Here is a 15,446-nt window from a genome sequence, read left to right as displayed (position 1 = left end):
CCGCTCTATTCCAATCGTGTGAAGTGAAGGTTTGCGCGAAAGATGGAATAGGCGGTGGCGCCGGATCGTTTAGACAGCATGTCCGAATCAACGGCAGACTTCGATGAACATTCGACAGCAGCACTTCTTTCGACCTGTCGGCGCAACGCTGCTGATGGCAGGCGTCGTGTGGCTCGCGGGCTGCGGAGGTGGTGGTGGCGGCAACAGCACGTCGATGGTTTCGATCGCCGGCACGGCGGCAACGGGCAAGGCACTGGCGAACGCGACGATCAACATCGACTGCGCGCGGGGTTCGATGTCGGTTGCAGCGGATGCGAACGGAAACTACCACGCGACGCTCGGCGCCGTGATGCCATGCATGATCGCCGCGACCTCGGGCGTCACGATGCTGCATTCCGTTGCGTTCGCCGGCGGCACGTACAACGTCACGCCGGAAACGGATCTGCTGGTGTCGTATCTCGCGGCGCAACTCGGCACGAATGAAACCGGACTCGTCGCCGGCTTCGCGGTGAACTCACAGTTCCAGCAAGTGCTGGCGAATCAGGCCGACGTTCTGACTGCGCAGGCCGCGGTCGGCCAGAATCTGCAGCAAACCTACGGTGTCACGCTGTCCGCGCCCAATTTTCTGACCACCGCATTCGCGGCCGGTCAGCCTGGCGGGGACAGCGATCTCGAAGCGCTCCTCGCTCGCGGCGTGATCGACGCCAACGGCGAACCGGACGCCGCCGCCGTCGCACTGATGGCCAGGACCGGGGCGGCACATCCGATTGCTACATCGCCGAATAACAGCACGGGCGGCACCGGAGTCGGCGGCATTGGAAGCTCGGGCGGCATGATGTGAGACGCCGCCTTGCGTTAGAGCAGTTGCGTGTCGAAGTCCCTTGCGCAAAGGCTGCGGCTTGAATCAGAGGAGCGCGCGCGAAACAGTGTCGTGAATTGTTCCGCAGGCAGAGGCCTTGAGAACAGAGTCCGCGAATCGTTCGCGAACAATGAAGCCTCTCTCGATGAACACCGCGGGCAGCTATCGCTTGAGTAGCGAACGAAGCGAGACAGACGTATCGGCCATCTGATTCGCGTCTACCGGACCACCAGCGACCATTCTGACGAATATCGCCATGTCCTTGCCATTGTTCACCGTTACCGCGGCCCGTACGTTACCGGCGTGATTGAGGCCGATCATGCTGAAAGCGCCATCGGAAATCACGCCGCGCAACACCACCTTATAAGCGTCTTCGAACGTGCCCAGCGATTGCACATTGCAGTCGTATTGATCCGACCAAAGCCACGGCGTTTCATCGTAGCGCTCGGTGGCGCCCAACATGTTGGCGGCCGCGACTGCCGGCTGCTTCTCCGCGACCTGCCAGGATTCGACACGCATGTGACGACCGACCGAGCTGACGAAGTGCCGCGTGACCTCCCCGGCCGCAAATATGTGCGGGTCGGATGTACGGCATTCGTGATCGACCACGATGCCGTCCCTGACCTCGAGACCCGCCTGCTCAGCCAATTCCGTGTTGGGAATCACGCCAATGCCGGCTACCACGACGTCCGCGATCAGTTCACCTTCGCTGGTTGCAACGCGCACCGAACCGTCCGGTGCCTCGCGGATATCCGTGACCTGCGTCCCAAGGCGGAACTCCACGCCGCGACTCACATGGAGTTGGCGCATGAACTCGCCGACTTCCGCAGGCATCGAACGCGTGAGCAGGCGCTCAACCGGTTCGACGAGCGTCACCGTGCACCCTCGGCCGAAGGCGGTTGCCGCGACCTCCAGTCCGATGAATCCGCCGCCCACGATCACGACCCGCGCTCCCTGTGCGAGCCGCGCTCTCAAGTTTCTGGCGTCGTCGAGCGTGCGCAGGTAATGCACCGGACCGCCCCGCAATTCGCGGACACGCGATCCGGTCGCCAGCAGAAGACGGTCGTAAGAGAGCGTCGATCCATCGCTCAAGGTGAGCAAGCGTTCCGCGCGATGGATCGCCGTGGCTTTCAGCCCCAGACGCACTTCAATACGCTGGCTCCGGTAGTAATCGACGTCTCGAATGAAGGCATGCCGCTCCCGCTCTGCGTCGAGCAGCGCGTCCTTCGACAGCGACGGCCGGTCATACGGCAGATGAGGTTCGTCACCGATGATGCAGATACGTGCCTCTGGCGCGCGCTCGCGCAACACTTCGGCCGCCCTGCGGCCGGCTTGACCGCCACCGACAATAACAAAATTCTGACTCTGCATAGCACAGCTCCCGCGGTTGCCCGACCGTCACTCTGTTCCGGTACTGCCGACTTCCACCCGCTCGTTGACCACGCGAATCGGATACGTGCGAACAGGTTCGGTAATCGGAGCAGAGCACGGTGCACCCGTGCGCAGATCGATCAGCCCCTGGTGAAGCGGGCATTCGACGCAACCATTCTCGACGAAGCCTTCGGACAGCCGCGCATGACCGTGAGAGCACAGGTCGTGCAGCGCAAACCATTCGCCCTCCGTGCGAAACACCGCGACGGGATGCGCGCCGACAGCAACCTGGGCCGGTTCGTCCTCCGTGAAGTCACTTGTCGCGCCCACATCGATCCACTGAATCATTTCCGACATTCGAAGCTCCGTTCAGATCGGCGTGGCGAGCAGCGTGCGCACTCGCGACGTGTCGTAGATCACCCGCTTTTGGGCATAGCGCCAGCCATCGGGCGTTCGAACCACGCGGTCGAGATAACGGCCCGCCTGGTACACGAACGATTCGCCGTTGGTCAGCGTTTGTACGACGATGTAACTGCTCTCCGTGCGCACTTCATTCGCGGACTGTTCGAGGACGGTCAAGCCGGACGTCATATGGCGATACGTGTGCTCTTCGAAGATGTTCGCGTTGCGCAGCGACACGACCCGATCGCGCAACATGCGTTTGTTCGTGCAATGAATGATGCCGACCGGCAAACCGGCGTCGTCATTTTCGCGGGGCACGATCTCGTACAGGCAGTCTTCGACGAAGAAATCGGGCCACGCTTCAAGACGATCGTTGTCCAGCGCGTTGACGTAGCGGCTTTGCAGCATATGAAGCTCAAGCCACAGTTGTGTTTCCTGTTCCATCTCTCGACACCCCTCCCTTCAATATCCCATGAGCTTCTGATAGCCGACCCAGAACTTGCGGATCAGGCTTTCCGTAATGACCGTGTCCTGCTGATCAGGATTGCCACGCGACATCTCGATGACCGAGGTCGCGTCGGCATCACGAACGGTGCCCTGCTGCACGAGTTCGGTGGCCTCCGTGTCTTCCATCGAGATGTATCCCGCCGGGCCGACAAGGTTCGCTTGCTTGATGCGCAGAGCGCGCATTTCGGGGGTGTCGTCCGTATAGCCGAAGAAGTGGAAAATCAGCTCGAAGCTGTCCGGCCCCTTCGCCAGCAATTGACGCGCAACCAGCGTGTTATGAATCTGCTGGATTACTAGCTGCGGGAAGATCGGCTGGATGTGATTCGTGGTGTCTTCTTCGAATTCGGAAACGAGCGCGAGAATCGAATCGTCTTCCAGCGCGAAGCCCTCGTCGAACGAGCGGATGTTCTGCTGCTTGTACGCGTCCGACGTGTCCTCTCCCGTTTTCGTCACGGTGATGATGCTGTGCAGGCCGTGATTCGCATCCGGAATCGAGCGTGCCTTCATACCCACACGGAAGATGTTGAAGGTGGTGTGAAAGAGATGCAGCATGCTCGCGTGGTACGGGTCCTTCACGTTCTCCATGTAGAGCTTCCAGTTCGAGTTGGAGAACTGGCGCGTGCAACCGAGATACTCGATGGGCTTGTGGAAGATCCTGTCGATCCACGGGCGCATTTCGTTGCCAAGGTATTCCGGCAACGGCGCCACTTCTTCGCTGAACGTGGCGAATACGAGGCCGCGATAGGTTTCGACGCGCAGTTGCTTCAGGCTGTGCGCCTTCGGATCGAAGTCCTTAGGCATCCCGGTCATGCCTTTCTGTCCGCGTCGAAACGGCACGCCGAGCAGATTACCCGCGTTGTCGAAACTCCATTGGTGATAGACACAGGTGTGCGACGTTGCGTTGCCGCGCGCCTTGCGGCAGACCATCGCGCCGCGATGCGCGCAGCGATTGACCCATGCGGCAACGCTGCCGTCTTCCCGGCGGGTCACGACTACCGGCGTATCGCCGACGAAGGTGCTCTTGAAGTCGCCGTTGTTAGGAATTTCAGCCTCGAGGGCAACGAAGTTCCAGGTCGGGCCGCGAAAAATCCGCGCCTGCTCCCGTTCAAATACGGCCTGAGAGCTGAACACCTTGTACGGGACACGCGAGCCGTCCGTATGCGGAAATCTGACGAAATCATCGTCCAGTTCGGCGGCTGGCCGCAGGGGTATCTCAGTCGTTTGCATCATGCTCCTCCACGTGTGGAATATCATCGTGGAGCAATGCTGAGGCCGCCGAAATGCAATCGCTATCCAGTTTCGGCGCAATTCGGCCGCGCTATCCAGTTTCGGCAAGTTTCGTCGCGAGGATTGAATCGTGTATCGCCGTGATTATTTTTCAGTCACACTTTCATACTTTCACAGTTGAAACATTGCAACGTCTACCCGCCGGTTAGTCATGCTCAAGTCTCCGTTTAGCGCACTGGCCTTACGCGAATTCAGACTCTTCGAGTCTGCCGATCTCGATGAAACGCGCGAACTTATCTCCGGTGTGATGCAGCCGCACCTGCTCGTCCCCTCCGGCGCCAAGGCAGGCCGCTCACATATGGACTTTGTCAGGCTCGGCGGAGTCGGGATCGGCACGATTGCGTTCGGAACCGCGATGCGTGTCGACGTGGAGGCGGTTGACGGCTATCACCTGCTGATGTTTTGCGTCAACGGTCAGGCGGAGGTACGGACAAGGGGACGAATTGTCTGCGCGGATCAGTCGAACGCGGTGTTGTGCGCAGCCGGCGAGCCATTCGACGCCGTTCTCTCGCCGGATTGCGAGCAGTTTATCGTGCGCATCGACACCGGTTTTCTCGGCACTCAAGCATGGCCTGCGGGCCTGGGTCACGGCTCGCACCTTCACGTCGACAGTCCGGCGCTCGTCGGCTGGTTGCAGCAACTCAATCTGATTGCCAATTCATCGGCTCTGCTCGATCTTGCCCGGAAAAATGAGGGCGTCGGCAGGCAGATGGGCCGCCTTCTGATCGAGTTGCTGACGCCTGGTCTCGTTACAGCGGCACCTGAGCCGGGTCGTCGGACGGCGTCACCGGGCTTCGTCAGGCGGGCCGAGGATTTCATGCAGGAACATTGTGGAGAAGTCTTGCGGCTGCCGGATATAGCAACCGCTCTCGGGTTGCCCGAACGGACACTGCGTGACGGCTTCCAGCAGTTCCGGGGCATCAGTCCCACGCAATATCTGCGGCAAATCCGCCTCGACAGGGCGTATCAGATTCTTCGCGAAGCGGCCCCCGGTGTCCAGGTCTCGCAGGTCGCCATGGATTGCGGCTTCTTTCACCTCGGGCGATTCTCGATAGAGTACAAGAAGCGATTCGGCGAATCTCCGTCAGAGACGTTGGCGCGGCGGATGTAAGTGTGACGGCGACACACACTGCGCCGCCGTCCCGACATCGAACCACGTGAACATACGACGCAATGGAATTGACGTTCGTGATGTCGCTATAGGTCTTGCTGACATAGTTGACACTGCACCGACATGAAACCCCGGCAAACCAGCAAGGGACAAGCTGTTACCCGCTTTCGGAAAGCTGACGATTTGCGTTACTCGACCGAGACAATGTAGAATCGCCCCTCTCATTGGGGAGTAGCCGCCTCGACCGCAATGCTCGAGGGTGCCCGTCAACATACTTGGTGGTCGACAGACCGCCATGGCGTGCACAGCACTATGCCTGGCAAGACCGATGACTCGCATTCCGACCTGACCGGGTCGCCGGAATGCGCGTCATCGCGTACCTACTGCGCGGCCCGGCCCTCAACCTATGCAATCGTTCCTCGTTTCGACCAGCGTGGTCGGTCTAGCCGAAATCGGCGACAAGACCCAACTGTTGTCCCTGGTGCTGGCCGCCCGATATCGCAAACCCATTCCGATCATTCTCGGCGTCTTTGTCGCAACGCTCATCAATCATGCTGCGTCCGGCGCTTTGGGCGCATGGCTTGCCAGCGTTCTGAGTCCCTCGATTCTGAACTGGGCAGTCGTCGCGTCATTTGCCGTCATGGCTGTGTGGATTCTGATTCCCGACAAGCTCGACGGCGCCGAGGCGGTGTCGACCACGCATCCGATGGGAGTATTCGGCACCACGGCGCTGACGTTCTTTCTCGCTGAAATGGGTGACAAGACGCAGGTTGTCACGATCGCTCTGGCCGCACGGTTTCACGAATTCTTTGGAGTGGTTGCCGGCACCACGCTCGGCATGATGCTGGCTAACGTGCCCGTCATCTACCTGGGACACAAGTTCGCCGACCGTCTGCCAACCAGGGCGGTCCACATTCTGGCCGCGGTCATCTTCGTTGTCCTCGGCGGCTTTGCCCTCAGGACGGCGCTGTATCCGCACGAGCACCCGCTGTTCTAGTTCGAAGGGCTGGTTTCGTACGCTTGCGGAGCGCGTCGTGCGCTCTCGCCTGAGTTGCCCTCGAACATCATCGATGTCGGCCCTAGCATCGATTGCCCACGATGCCAGGCCTGATACTTCGGCCCTCCTGGTAAGCACTTGTTGCGAGAAAGCGCGAAAAGATACGTTGCCGAAGATTCCCGGCGTGTCTTTTTGCGTTTGAAAAAAACGCAGCCCTACCTTTTCGGTTTTAACCTTTGTAAAGGAAAGCGTGCTTGCATTGGGCGATGGGTATACAGTCAGTACATGGGTCGCACTCAGTGCCCCTTGTTCTGGAATCATCATGCGATCACAAATCAAAGTTGCACAACGTACGGCCGGCAACGTGAGTGAGTACGCTCTGTCGCGTCAGGCACAAGCACTCTCCCTCGAAAACGCGGATCGTGCACGGGCGGAAAAACGACGCATCAATGACGAACGCATTGATTCGAACGCAAGCAAGTGGCGTTATTCGGCGCCGTTGGCAGAGAGTTGACGCGGAGCGCTCCAGACCGCTCATCCACTTGATGAACGGCAAGCCTCTGGCAATGCGGCACGCGGCCGTTCCGGATCTCTGCACTGACTGCAAGGCTTGATTACTAAATGGCGGCAATTGCCGCTCTCAGTCGTTGCCGCGCTCGCCGCAACGCAATCATTCCCGACGTCGGTGCTGTCAAGACTTCGTGTACGAAATAAATCGTACTCGCTGACGCGCAGAGAATACCAGTACCCGAATTACGAATGCGCCCCATCGCCGACGCTATGGGACGGATGCCGACATCCCGTCGGCGGAGCCGTTCTTTATCGGCAGGAGAGAATCATGAATGACGACCAGGTCAATACAGCGGAATTGGAAGAGAACAGAAGGCGAAGAGAAGCCGCTGAGAATGCGACGGATGACGGCATGCCGGCGGCTGTGGAAGAAAAGGAGCGCGACACGGAGTCGACTCGATCCTTAACGACCAAACGATGGATCAGGCACTCGGGTAATGCCCGCAGGAACTGGATATTCACGGGCCGGCGGCGGAACCCGATATTGATTCGTCACCTATGAATGCCGCGTAGCGTCGTTACCCACTCTCACGCGAGAAACGAAATCTTTGCGGTACGGCACCGTACAGACATGCTCCCGCATGCCAGATAGAGTAGAAAAAACAATCGCAGGAAATCTTCACAACCCTTCTTTCCGAGGCGCCTGGTTACTTTCGCGGACTAGTTGGTCGGCGAAGCGAGGCGAACTGCACGCAGGCCTCTGCCTATAAAAGGCAGAGGGGCTGCAGGTCATATCGACCGGAGCATCTGCTTTCCGGAGCTTTAATCTCGGTAAAAAGGATCAATATGTCGCACCATCAGCTTGAGAAAGATCTCGCTCACCTCGAACATATACTCCCGCAACTCGTCGCCAATAATGTTCTTGGACTTGTCTATTGGCGGCAGCGTATTGCGGCACTCGAAACAGCGCAGACATTACTTCCCGGTGGTGCCCGGCGAGTGTCGCGCCTGCTGACCATGTTCGACGAGATAGACAGCGAAACCACCCTCGTTTAAAGCTGCGGGCGCAGTCGTTGACGAACAGGCGCTGTCCGGCTTTCAGGCCGCCACGTGATCGAATAGCCTTGGCCATGCGGTTACCTCAGCGGGTGAGCGCCTCATCGTCGATCCTTAACGCTCGCTCATCGAAGCGGGCGTTGAACGTCGGCGCAACGTTTATCCGCCGACTCCTTTGATATCAACTTTCGACGGCCTGCCCGACCGGTTCCCCCACCATGCCGCCCTTTGTGGGCGAACCTCGAGCATCGGCGGCAGACTGGGTGGACAAACGCAGGTAAGCCGCCGCAAGTCTTCGGAGTTCTTCCTCAGACGCGTCCTCGATGCCGATCAGATTGTTATCTGCGGCTCGATGCGAGGAAAGCAGTTCATTCAACTTCAGGTGCAACGCGACGCTGTCTTTGTTCTGGCTCTGCTGGATCAGAAAGACCATTAGAAAAGTGACGATGGTGGTGCCGGTGTTGATCACCAGTTGCCATCCGTCCGAGTAGTGGAAGATAGGCCCTGTGACGACCCAGGCGACCACTGTCAGTACGGCAAGACAGAAGGCAGCGGGTGACCCGGCCCATCGCGTGACAAGGCTTGCAAAGCGGTCGAATAGGCGCGTTAGAGGGTGACTGCCGGCGTAAGCAGGGCTCAATGTGTCTGGGACGGTGTCGAGTTCGTCAGTTGACGAAGGCGCGGCAGGTTGGGTAGTCATGACCGGCTCCAGAAGGTTAGGCATATCTTCTTTTGCAAACTTTATGCCGCTGGCGGTTGAAATCAACTGCGCGACTACTTGCCGGCTATTCAATGCCAGCAAACCGGGTTGCCACTAGTGGGTAGGTGACTGTGGCATCGCGCCGTAAAACTACGACCGCTTGTATCGGGCAAGGGTCGTGGTCACAGTCTGTCCTCGTTGTATTCGGCCCGCACCCCGGTGGGCAGCCATGGCTCTTTATGACAACACCAGAGCTCGTAGCTCGGCTCATACAGGCCCACGCGGTCAAAGGCTCCAAGCGGGAGATCCAGTTCGTCACTGTCGTTGTATTCCATGAACGCGACCGACCCGCAGGTCGGGCAAAAATGCCGTCGCGCCCCGGGCGAACTCTGCCACGCCTGTGTAGGACCGGACCACTCCACGGCGCGACGCTCGAACATGGCATAACCGCCAAACACGTTGCCATGTATTCGCCGACATGTCATGCAGTGACATATCGACACTCGCCGGGGGCTCGCGGTGACGCGAAATCGCACCGCGCCGCACGCACATCCGCCGGTTTGTTCGACTGCTTCACTGTTCGTCATCCCAACACCCTCCTTCGCGGAGCTCGGAGTGCGCGCCATCCCTTACCTATCGCTCTTCTTAGAGAACCTTCGCGCCCGACTTGCGCGTCTGATTCAATCTCCAAACGACCAACGACTCTCGAAGCAGCAGCCGCTCGACCAGGCGCCGCTTCATCGTTTCAAACTTTGCAACCAAGGTATTAACGGTTTCTAAATCAGCAAACGGTATGCCCACACACTGCAATAGCTGCCGGAGCGATTAGCCGAATGTATCGGGCGTCTGCGCGATTCGCGACTGCACGAATGTACAACGGGTGTATTCAAGTCGGCGTCAGTCTGCAAAGCGATCTCCGCCGGCGGCTGCCGTCTATCGCGAACGATTTGCCCATTTATGTTCGACAAGATCAATTCCACGCTCGATTTGCATCTGCGCAGTGATCGCAGCCAGAGAGGTATGCCCGTTGCGGTCTTCGTTAGGGATGAACTGGACAACCGTTATTCGATCGGGCCCGACATGAAAAATCCGTGGATGAAAAAGAACCCCTTCCTCAGCATGTGGCTGAGCGGAGCCAATGCAGTGGCGGGCTCAGCGCGCGGTCACGCGACGGCGGCGGCAAAGCGCGGGACCACCGCTTTCTGGACCGCTGCGCTCGCACCGCCGAAACCCAAAAAGAAAAGGCGTACGCGCAGCTGACTAAACTGCATGTGGCATGTCGAGCCTGCAAGGGTGCATCCTGTTCGAGGCCTTTGACACTATGGCAACGCGCACGGCCGTGCGTGTCGGCGATAGGCTGAATCAACGCGGGACGCGCCATGCCTGCGCCAAGCTGCTAATCGCCTTGCTACAAGCGCTCCAACGTTAGTGGATCACCTTGGCCGTGGAAATACTTCCTGAGCGCTTCAGCAAAAGGCGCTTTGTCGATCGCCGCGTGCTCGAATAGCGTCATCGACGAGTGAAACTTCAGATAATCCGGATACCCGAAAATGTCCTCGATTGAGCGACCCTCAACAACGTTGACGTATTGGGTCGATTGCCTCAGCCGTTCGCCCAGGACCGGATGGCGCAGATAAGCATCGGCCTCGGCCAACGACGAAATCGCGAACCGCTGCGCCATTGCACTCGTCCCAAGCCCCTGGATCTGTGGAAACACGAACCACATCCAATGGCTTTGCTTACGCCCGTTGCGCAGTTCGTCACAGACCTGCGCGTACAGCGGCTTCTGCGCGTCGACAAAGCGCTGCAGGTTAAAGGGATCGTCCAATTCGCTCTCCGTTCCGCCGTTTCTATAGCGCTTTCAAAGCGGGCAGCAACCGGTCGAATTCGCGCTTCACTACGCTGTAACATTCGCACACACGCTTTTCGAGTCCCGGCCTGTCCAATACCTCAATGTGGCCGTGGCTGTAGCGGATCAAACCCGCGTCCTGCAGTTTAAGTGCGGCTTCGGTTACTCCGGAGCGGCGCACACCCAGCATATTGGCAATCAGTTCCTGCGTCATCTTCAATTCGTTCGACGAGAGACGGTCTATGCTAAGCAGCAGCCACCTGCACAACTGCTGGTCGATCGAATGGTGACGATTGCAGACAGCGGTCTGCGCCATCTGCGTGATTAGCGCCTGGGTATAGCGCAGCAAAAGGCGCTGGACAGGCCCTGCACGATGAAATTCCTCTTTCAGGATCTGAGCGTCCAGGCGATAGGCTTGCCCGGCGCTTTGCACGACCGCGCGGCTCGGCGTGGTCTCGCCACCCATGAAAAGTGCGATGCCGATAAGCCCTTCGTTACCGACGATCGCAATTTCGGCGGATGCGCCATCTTCCATCACATAGAGCAGCGACACGATGCAGGTGGTCGGGAAGTAAACGTAGTTGAGGCGATCGCCGGATTCGTAGACGACGGTGCCGAGCGGCATATCCACGAGTGACAGATGCGGCGACAGACGCTCCCACTCCAGATCAGGCAATACTGCCAGCAGATGGTTTTCGTTTTGACGGCGATCTTGAGACATTTCACACACTCCGCAGCTCGCCCGGAACCGCGCCGCTTTCGCCGACGATTTCCTGACGGGTGAATATGGATAGATGGAGGAATGCTCCAACACCTTTGCGGCTTGTGCCGCAGCGCGTCACGATGCGGTAATCTTCGCGTTACCGGAGATTTGGCCGATACGCAAAAAGATTATAGGTCGCGTCGAAATTACGCGCCGATCCGCCTGCTGGCATGAGTTCGCCTTGCCACACGCACGCGCGTGCGGATCGCACGACCTTCGAAAACCACTGTCATGCGCGGCCTTTCCGAACCAACGCATCGGCTGAACGGCAATCGCTGGTTCCACTTACACGTTGCAAAAAAACGCGCCGCCGGATGCGACGATCGGCACCCTGAGGGTAAACTCGCTGCCCTCTCCGGGACCTGCGCTGGTTGCCGACACCGTGCCACCGTGAGCTTGAGCAATGGCTCTCACGACCGCGAGACCAATGCCGAGGCCGCCCGCACTGGCGGCGATCGTTCTGCTCGATTGTGCGAACAGCTCGAAAATATGCGGCAGCAGAACGGCCGAAATCCCCGAACCATGGTCATTGATTCTGATGACAAGATCGTTTCGTTCTGCAAGCACGGTCATTCGTATATTGCCGTGCGCCGGCGTGTATTTCACCGCGTTATGCAACAGGTTGCCGACGGCCTGGGTCAAGCGAACGGGATCGCCTTGCACGCGCAAAGGCGCGTCGGGAATCGATACGGTGAAAACCTGTTTCTTCTCGGCGGCGGCTGTTGCCGTGATCTCGCAGACGTCGGCCAACAAAGCCCCGATCTCAATGTCGACCTTGCTGAGACGGAGTGCGTCACGATCGACACGGGTCGCATCCATCAAATCTTGCGCCAACCTTGCAATCCCGTTCACCTGCCGGTCGATCATATCGATCAGGCGGAGTATCTCCGGGCGTTCAGCCGACGCCTGGCGGATCAACTGGCTGGCGAGCCGCAACGGCGTCAACGGGCCGCGCAACTCATGCGCCACCACCGCCAGGATCTGGTTGCTGACTGGCGGTGCCGCGCCGCCGAGGGGCGCCGTGCAAGCGTCCTCCACGGAGTTATCCGCGGCCGCCCGGATGCCGTGCGTCGTCATTGCATCCGTCACGACGAAATAGTTCAAGGCAGCGCCGTCCGAAAGCGACTCGGTGGACGCCAGATGTGCAGACATGTCATTCCCCATTTCGCGCCTGGGTAGACGACGAAGAGCGACGAGAGGCGCGTATCGGACTGGTGGTCAACTACTACAGAGGCTGCTTACTAGGCACCAGAAGCGCGCGGTTCGCCAATCCTGCCTCGCCGGCACGACCAGGATCGTGCAACCAATACAGGTTGAAACAACAGATTCGCCGATGCGGTCCGGTAAGTCTGTACGGTGGCGTTCGGACCGGAAATAACGACCGTTTGCACGCAACACGGCGAGGGTGCGGCGCATGTCTGATGATTGCCCCAAGCCTTGACGCGGCAGTAGCGGCGGCATCGGAAGAATCTCGGTACATCGGCGCGGATGGTGCGTTTAAACATAGACAGGTGTCTGTACGTTGTCGTACCGCTTTCTGCCGCGCGCGCGCGTAGCGTGTGTTTATCGTCGACCAGCGGGGAGAAAATCATGCTTAGACGAACCTTCATCTGGGGTACGCCCGGATCGCTTCTGGCACTCGGCGCGGTGCTTTCGGGTTGCACTACCACCACCTCTTCTTCCGACGCGAGCCGCAGTGGGCAAATGGACAAGCGACGCGCTATCGATGCAGGCGTCGACTCGACGTTGACGCGCCTCTATGGCATCGCGAACGGCTCGCGTGAACTGGTCGGCAAGGCACGCGGAGTACTGACGTTTCCGTCGGTCATCGACGCCGGCTTCGTAGTTGGCGGCCAGTATGGCGAAGGTTCGCTGCGCGTCGGCGGACGCACCGTCGGCTACTACAGCACGGCGACCGGTTCGATCGGCTGGCAGATCGGCGCACAGTCGCGCGCGATCGTGTTCCTGTTCATGACCGACGAGTCGCTGGCCCGCTTCCGTAGCAGAGACGGATGGTCGGCTGGCGGAGATGCTTCCGTGGCCGTGCTGAAGGTCGGCGCGAACGGCAATCTCGACACCACTACCGCCACCGGACAGGTCGAAGCTTTCGTACTGACGAATACTGGCCTGATGGCGGGTGCGTCGCTGCAAGGCACCAAAGTGACACGGCTCGCGTCGCTTTGATATTCGGACCGAGGGACGCGGCGCCATGCCCGCCCTCGCCGGCATAGTGCAAAGGCACAGATGGCATAAACGGCAGGAGCAGGTCATGAGGCAAAACATCCAGAAGTTGTATCAAGCCCGTATTCATACATTCACCCCCGAATGCATGGAACTGCAGGACGGTACCTTCAATTTTCATCTCCGGCATGCTGTGGAAGGTTGTGTGCCATCGGCCGACAGGCACTATGACATCGGTATTTTCAAAACGAGTGCGCAAGGCTATGCGGCCGCACTTGCATACGGCGACAAGTACATTGCCGAACATAAGTTTGGAATGTAGCAACGGCGACGGCCACTACGGCTGCCGTTCAATCAGACAGGTGGCACCATGACAGACAGAATGATCTCAGGCAGGACACACGACGTGTACATGACGGTCAAGGATCATGTTGCCGATGGCTGGGTCGCGAGCGTGTGTATTGTTCGGAAAGGCGCGTCGAAGAGCAAGGAACTCATCAAACTCGACACTTTCTTCGAGCGTGAGGATGTTGCGTGGGAGTCGGTCGAGACGCTCGCGCGTGCCGAGCTCAACAATCTGAAATAGCACACGATTTTCTTCGAGGCCGACATGTATAAACGCATTCTGGTAGCGATAGACGGCAGCGAGACCTCTGAACACGCGTTCGACAGCGCGCTGCAACTCGCACGCGACAATGGCGCGCAACTGCAGCCGCTGTATGTGGTCGACAACCCCCTCATGGCATACGACGCGTCCGGCTACGATCCGACGGTCCTGCGCGACGCCTGCATTGAAGAAGGCCAGCGGCTGATGGCGGATGCGCTGGCGCGAATGAAACACGAAAACGTAGCCGGCACACCGCGGATCGTCGACGTCGCGCCGATCGGCGAAGACATCTCGGAACGGATCCGCATTTCGGCCAACGAATTCAATGCGGACGTGCTGGTGCTCGGCACGCACGGGCGCCGCGGTTTCAAGCGTCTGTTCCTGGGCAGCGTGGCAGAACGCGTCGTGCGCAGCGCGAGCCTGCCGGTGTTGCTGGTTCCGAGCCGGCAAGGGCAAACCACGGTCGCGGAAACCGCCAGTCCCGCACACACCGACGTCGCCGCCGCGACGTACGAACTGCCCCGCTAATCGCGGCCCATGCATCGCGGCGCGCTAGGCCAGGCCAGGCCGCGATGATCACCTTGAACGGCAGCCGGATTCAACGCCTCTATCATCACAGCGCAACGGCGTGCTGCCTGAAGACGCGTGGCTCGCCAATCGGCATGACAATCCGGCCGTGCACCTCGTTGATCACATCGGCTGCGGACAGATAGAACGCGAGCGCCGCCGTGACAAGTCCCACGTAACCACCGGCCATCCGCAAGAGGACCGAACCCGTCCATTCGCCACCCGCCAGCAAGCCGAACGTGATCCACAGTGCCAGAAAGATAGCCTGCAGTGCGCGCGGCGAACGAAACGTGGCCAGCCACATATAGAACGTAAATACGCCCCACAGAAACAGATACCAGCCAACGAAAGCGGCCGGCACTTTATCGTGGAGAAACAACACGAAGAGTGCGAACGACCACCAGAAAGCCGCGTAGCTCAGAAAGGCGGTCGCGCCGAAGGTGTTGCCGCGCGGCAGTTCCATCACGCCGGCAATCGCCTGCGCGGTCCCGCCGTAAGCGAGCGCGCACGCGAGCACGAGGCCCATCGACTCGCCCGTGAACCATCCCGCATTGATCATGCTCAGCAGCCACGTCGTCAATGCAAAGCCGGCGAGACCCAGTGGCGCGGGGTTCGCGAGTAGTGTTCGGTTCGGTGCGCTGGCCATGGCCTGCTCCTGAAAGATAGAAAACAATCCGGC

Annotated in this window: 21 protein-coding genes and 1 riboswitch; of the genes, 11 read left to right on the top strand and 10 right to left on the bottom strand. The window is 59.4% G+C overall.

Annotation, left to right across the window (positions count from 1 at the left end; genetic code table 11):
- Positions 1-103: 103 nt before the first annotated feature.
- On the top strand, positions 104-841 hold the full coding sequence (locus PQR54_RS16155; protein ID WP_408247315.1) for a hypothetical protein: 738 nt from the start codon (positions 104-106) through the stop codon (positions 839-841).
- A 180-nt stretch (positions 842-1,021) separates the two neighbouring features.
- Here the strand turns inward: PQR54_RS16155 and PQR54_RS16150 are convergent, their stop codons facing one another.
- From PQR54_RS16150 to andAc, 4 genes are read right to left on the bottom strand one after another with little or no spacing between them, the layout of a single operon-like run.
- Positions 1,022-2,230: an NAD(P)/FAD-dependent oxidoreductase gene (locus PQR54_RS16150; protein ID WP_408247313.1), complete on the bottom strand. Its 1,209-nt coding sequence runs from the start codon at positions 2,228-2,230 to the stop codon at positions 1,022-1,024.
- 27 nt (positions 2,231-2,257) lie between these two features.
- A complete protein-coding gene (gene andAb, locus PQR54_RS16145; protein WP_408247311.1) occupies positions 2,258-2,587 on the bottom strand; it encodes an anthranilate 1,2-dioxygenase ferredoxin subunit AndAb in 330 nt (109 codons plus the stop codon).
- A 12-nt stretch (positions 2,588-2,599) separates the two neighbouring features.
- Positions 2,600-3,076 carry an anthranilate 1,2-dioxygenase small subunit AndAd gene (gene andAd, locus PQR54_RS16140; RefSeq protein WP_408247309.1) on the bottom strand — a complete coding sequence of 159 codons (477 nt, stop codon included), beginning with the start codon at positions 3,074-3,076 and terminating at the stop codon, positions 2,600-2,602.
- Positions 3,077-3,094: 18 nt separating this feature from the next.
- Positions 3,095-4,366, bottom strand: a complete 1,272-nt coding sequence (andAc, locus tag PQR54_RS16135) for an anthranilate 1,2-dioxygenase large subunit AndAc (RefSeq protein WP_408248046.1) — start codon at positions 4,364-4,366, stop codon at positions 3,095-3,097.
- A 211-nt stretch (positions 4,367-4,577) separates the two neighbouring features.
- Between andAc and andR the strand changes: the two genes are divergently transcribed.
- The 5 genes from andR (at position 4,578) to PQR54_RS16110 (ending at position 8,100) form a co-directional block, all read left to right on the top strand.
- The gene (andR, locus tag PQR54_RS16130) at positions 4,578-5,537 is read left to right on the top strand and encodes an anthranilate 1,2-dioxygenase regulatory protein AndR (protein WP_408247307.1); all 960 of its coding nucleotides are present in this window, start codon (positions 4,578-4,580) and stop codon (positions 5,535-5,537) included.
- A 214-nt stretch (positions 5,538-5,751) separates the two neighbouring features.
- A riboswitch (yybP-ykoY riboswitch) is annotated at positions 5,752-5,938 on the top strand.
- A gap of 5 nt (positions 5,939-5,943) precedes the next feature.
- Entirely contained in the window at positions 5,944-6,534 is a 591-nt protein-coding gene (locus tag PQR54_RS16125; protein WP_408247305.1) for a TMEM165/GDT1 family protein, read from the top strand.
- 322 nt (positions 6,535-6,856) lie between these two features.
- Complete coding sequence (locus tag PQR54_RS16120) at positions 6,857-7,048, top strand: hypothetical protein (protein ID WP_408247303.1); 192 nt, start codon at positions 6,857-6,859, stop codon at positions 7,046-7,048.
- Between the two features lie 324 nt (positions 7,049-7,372).
- Positions 7,373-7,606, top strand: coding sequence for a hypothetical protein (locus PQR54_RS16115; protein ID WP_408247301.1), 234 nt, complete (start codon positions 7,373-7,375; stop codon positions 7,604-7,606).
- 284 nt (positions 7,607-7,890) lie between these two features.
- The gene (locus PQR54_RS16110) at positions 7,891-8,100 is read left to right on the top strand and encodes a hypothetical protein (RefSeq protein ID WP_408247300.1); all 210 of its coding nucleotides are present in this window, start codon (positions 7,891-7,893) and stop codon (positions 8,098-8,100) included.
- 181 nt (positions 8,101-8,281) lie between these two features.
- On the opposite strand, the gene PQR54_RS16105 is transcribed toward PQR54_RS16110, so the two are convergent.
- Both PQR54_RS16105 and PQR54_RS16100 read right to left on the bottom strand, forming a co-directional pair.
- A complete protein-coding gene (locus PQR54_RS16105) occupies positions 8,282-8,800 on the bottom strand; it encodes a low affinity iron permease family protein (protein ID WP_408247298.1) in 519 nt (172 codons plus the stop codon).
- A 182-nt stretch (positions 8,801-8,982) separates the two neighbouring features.
- The gene (locus tag PQR54_RS16100; protein WP_408247296.1) at positions 8,983-9,387 is read right to left on the bottom strand and encodes a GFA family protein; all 405 of its coding nucleotides are present in this window, start codon (positions 9,385-9,387) and stop codon (positions 8,983-8,985) included.
- Positions 9,388-9,757: 370 nt separating this feature from the next.
- On the opposite strand from PQR54_RS16100, the gene PQR54_RS16095 reads away from it, so the two are divergent.
- Entirely contained in the window at positions 9,758-10,060 is a 303-nt protein-coding gene (locus PQR54_RS16095; RefSeq protein ID WP_408247294.1) for a hypothetical protein, read from the top strand.
- Positions 10,061-10,208: 148 nt separating this feature from the next.
- On the opposite strand, the gene PQR54_RS16090 is transcribed toward PQR54_RS16095, so the two are convergent.
- The 3 genes from PQR54_RS16090 to PQR54_RS16080 all read right to left on the bottom strand — a co-directional run bounded on the left by PQR54_RS16090 (position 10,209) and on the right by PQR54_RS16080 (position 12,564).
- Complete coding sequence (locus PQR54_RS16090; RefSeq protein ID WP_408247292.1) at positions 10,209-10,628, bottom strand: DUF1810 domain-containing protein; 420 nt, start codon at positions 10,626-10,628, stop codon at positions 10,209-10,211.
- A 22-nt stretch (positions 10,629-10,650) separates the two neighbouring features.
- Positions 10,651-11,370 (bottom strand): Crp/Fnr family transcriptional regulator, encoded by a 720-nt coding sequence (locus tag PQR54_RS16085; RefSeq protein ID WP_408248044.1) that lies wholly within the window; start codon positions 11,368-11,370, stop codon positions 10,651-10,653.
- 327 nt (positions 11,371-11,697) lie between these two features.
- Positions 11,698-12,564, bottom strand: a complete 867-nt coding sequence (locus PQR54_RS16080) for a sensor histidine kinase (protein ID WP_408247290.1) — start codon at positions 12,562-12,564, stop codon at positions 11,698-11,700.
- A gap of 438 nt (positions 12,565-13,002) precedes the next feature.
- On the opposite strand from PQR54_RS16080, the gene PQR54_RS16075 reads away from it, so the two are divergent.
- The 4 genes from PQR54_RS16075 to PQR54_RS16060 all read left to right on the top strand — a co-directional run bounded on the left by PQR54_RS16075 (position 13,003) and on the right by PQR54_RS16060 (position 14,728).
- Positions 13,003-13,596, top strand: a complete 594-nt coding sequence (locus PQR54_RS16075) for a BPSL1445 family SYLF domain-containing lipoprotein (RefSeq protein WP_408247288.1) — start codon at positions 13,003-13,005, stop codon at positions 13,594-13,596.
- An 85-nt stretch (positions 13,597-13,681) separates the two neighbouring features.
- Positions 13,682-13,915, top strand: coding sequence for a hypothetical protein (locus PQR54_RS16070; protein WP_408247286.1), 234 nt, complete (start codon positions 13,682-13,684; stop codon positions 13,913-13,915).
- A 48-nt stretch (positions 13,916-13,963) separates the two neighbouring features.
- Positions 13,964-14,179, top strand: coding sequence for a hypothetical protein (locus PQR54_RS16065; protein ID WP_408247284.1), 216 nt, complete (start codon positions 13,964-13,966; stop codon positions 14,177-14,179).
- A 24-nt stretch (positions 14,180-14,203) separates the two neighbouring features.
- Positions 14,204-14,728 (top strand): universal stress protein, encoded by a 525-nt coding sequence (locus tag PQR54_RS16060; RefSeq protein ID WP_408247282.1) that lies wholly within the window; start codon positions 14,204-14,206, stop codon positions 14,726-14,728.
- A gap of 85 nt (positions 14,729-14,813) precedes the next feature.
- On the opposite strand, the gene PQR54_RS16055 is transcribed toward PQR54_RS16060, so the two are convergent.
- Positions 14,814-15,413: an acetate uptake transporter gene (locus PQR54_RS16055; protein WP_408247280.1), complete on the bottom strand. Its 600-nt coding sequence runs from the start codon at positions 15,411-15,413 to the stop codon at positions 14,814-14,816.
- Between the last annotated feature and the right edge of the window lie 33 nt (positions 15,414-15,446).

Origin of the sequence: Paraburkholderia phytofirmans, from assembly GCF_046028095.1 — a bacterium.
GTDB lineage: Bacteria > Pseudomonadota > Gammaproteobacteria > Burkholderiales > Burkholderiaceae > Paraburkholderia > Paraburkholderia phytofirmans_A.
This window is presented reverse-complemented; position numbering and strand designations above follow the sequence as displayed.

Coding starts and splice junctions, on each gene's coding strand:
- PQR54_RS16155 (WP_408247315.1), top strand. CDS start 104: ATGAACATTCGACAGCAGCACTTCTTTCGACCTGTCGGCGCAACGCTG.
- PQR54_RS16150 (WP_408247313.1), bottom strand. CDS start 2,230: ATGCAGAGTCAGAATTTTGTTATTGTCGGTGGCGGTCAAGCCGGCCGC.
- andAb (WP_408247311.1), bottom strand. CDS start 2,587: ATGTCGGAAATGATTCAGTGGATCGATGTGGGCGCGACAAGTGACTTC.
- andAd (WP_408247309.1), bottom strand. CDS start 3,076: ATGGAACAGGAAACACAACTGTGGCTTGAGCTTCATATGCTGCAAAGC.
- andAc (WP_408248046.1), bottom strand. CDS start 4,366: ATGCAAACGACTGAGATACCCCTGCGGCCAGCCGCCGAACTGGACGAT.
- andR (WP_408247307.1), top strand. CDS start 4,578: ATGCTCAAGTCTCCGTTTAGCGCACTGGCCTTACGCGAATTCAGACTC.
- PQR54_RS16125 (WP_408247305.1), top strand. CDS start 5,944: ATGCAATCGTTCCTCGTTTCGACCAGCGTGGTCGGTCTAGCCGAAATC.
- PQR54_RS16120 (WP_408247303.1), top strand. CDS start 6,857: ATGCGATCACAAATCAAAGTTGCACAACGTACGGCCGGCAACGTGAGT.
- PQR54_RS16115 (WP_408247301.1), top strand. CDS start 7,373: ATGAATGACGACCAGGTCAATACAGCGGAATTGGAAGAGAACAGAAGG.
- PQR54_RS16110 (WP_408247300.1), top strand. CDS start 7,891: ATGTCGCACCATCAGCTTGAGAAAGATCTCGCTCACCTCGAACATATA.
- PQR54_RS16105 (WP_408247298.1), bottom strand. CDS start 8,800: ATGACTACCCAACCTGCCGCGCCTTCGTCAACTGACGAACTCGACACC.
- PQR54_RS16100 (WP_408247296.1), bottom strand. CDS start 9,387: ATGACGAACAGTGAAGCAGTCGAACAAACCGGCGGATGTGCGTGCGGC.
- PQR54_RS16095 (WP_408247294.1), top strand. CDS start 9,758: ATGTTCGACAAGATCAATTCCACGCTCGATTTGCATCTGCGCAGTGAT.
- PQR54_RS16085 (WP_408248044.1), bottom strand. CDS start 11,370: ATGTCTCAAGATCGCCGTCAAAACGAAAACCATCTGCTGGCAGTATTG.
- PQR54_RS16080 (WP_408247290.1), bottom strand. CDS start 12,564: ATGTCTGCACATCTGGCGTCCACCGAGTCGCTTTCGGACGGCGCTGCC.
- PQR54_RS16075 (WP_408247288.1), top strand. CDS start 13,003: ATGCTTAGACGAACCTTCATCTGGGGTACGCCCGGATCGCTTCTGGCA.
- PQR54_RS16070 (WP_408247286.1), top strand. CDS start 13,682: ATGAGGCAAAACATCCAGAAGTTGTATCAAGCCCGTATTCATACATTC.
- PQR54_RS16065 (WP_408247284.1), top strand. CDS start 13,964: ATGACAGACAGAATGATCTCAGGCAGGACACACGACGTGTACATGACG.
- PQR54_RS16060 (WP_408247282.1), top strand. CDS start 14,204: ATGTATAAACGCATTCTGGTAGCGATAGACGGCAGCGAGACCTCTGAA.
- PQR54_RS16055 (WP_408247280.1), bottom strand. CDS start 15,413: ATGGCCAGCGCACCGAACCGAACACTACTCGCGAACCCCGCGCCACTG.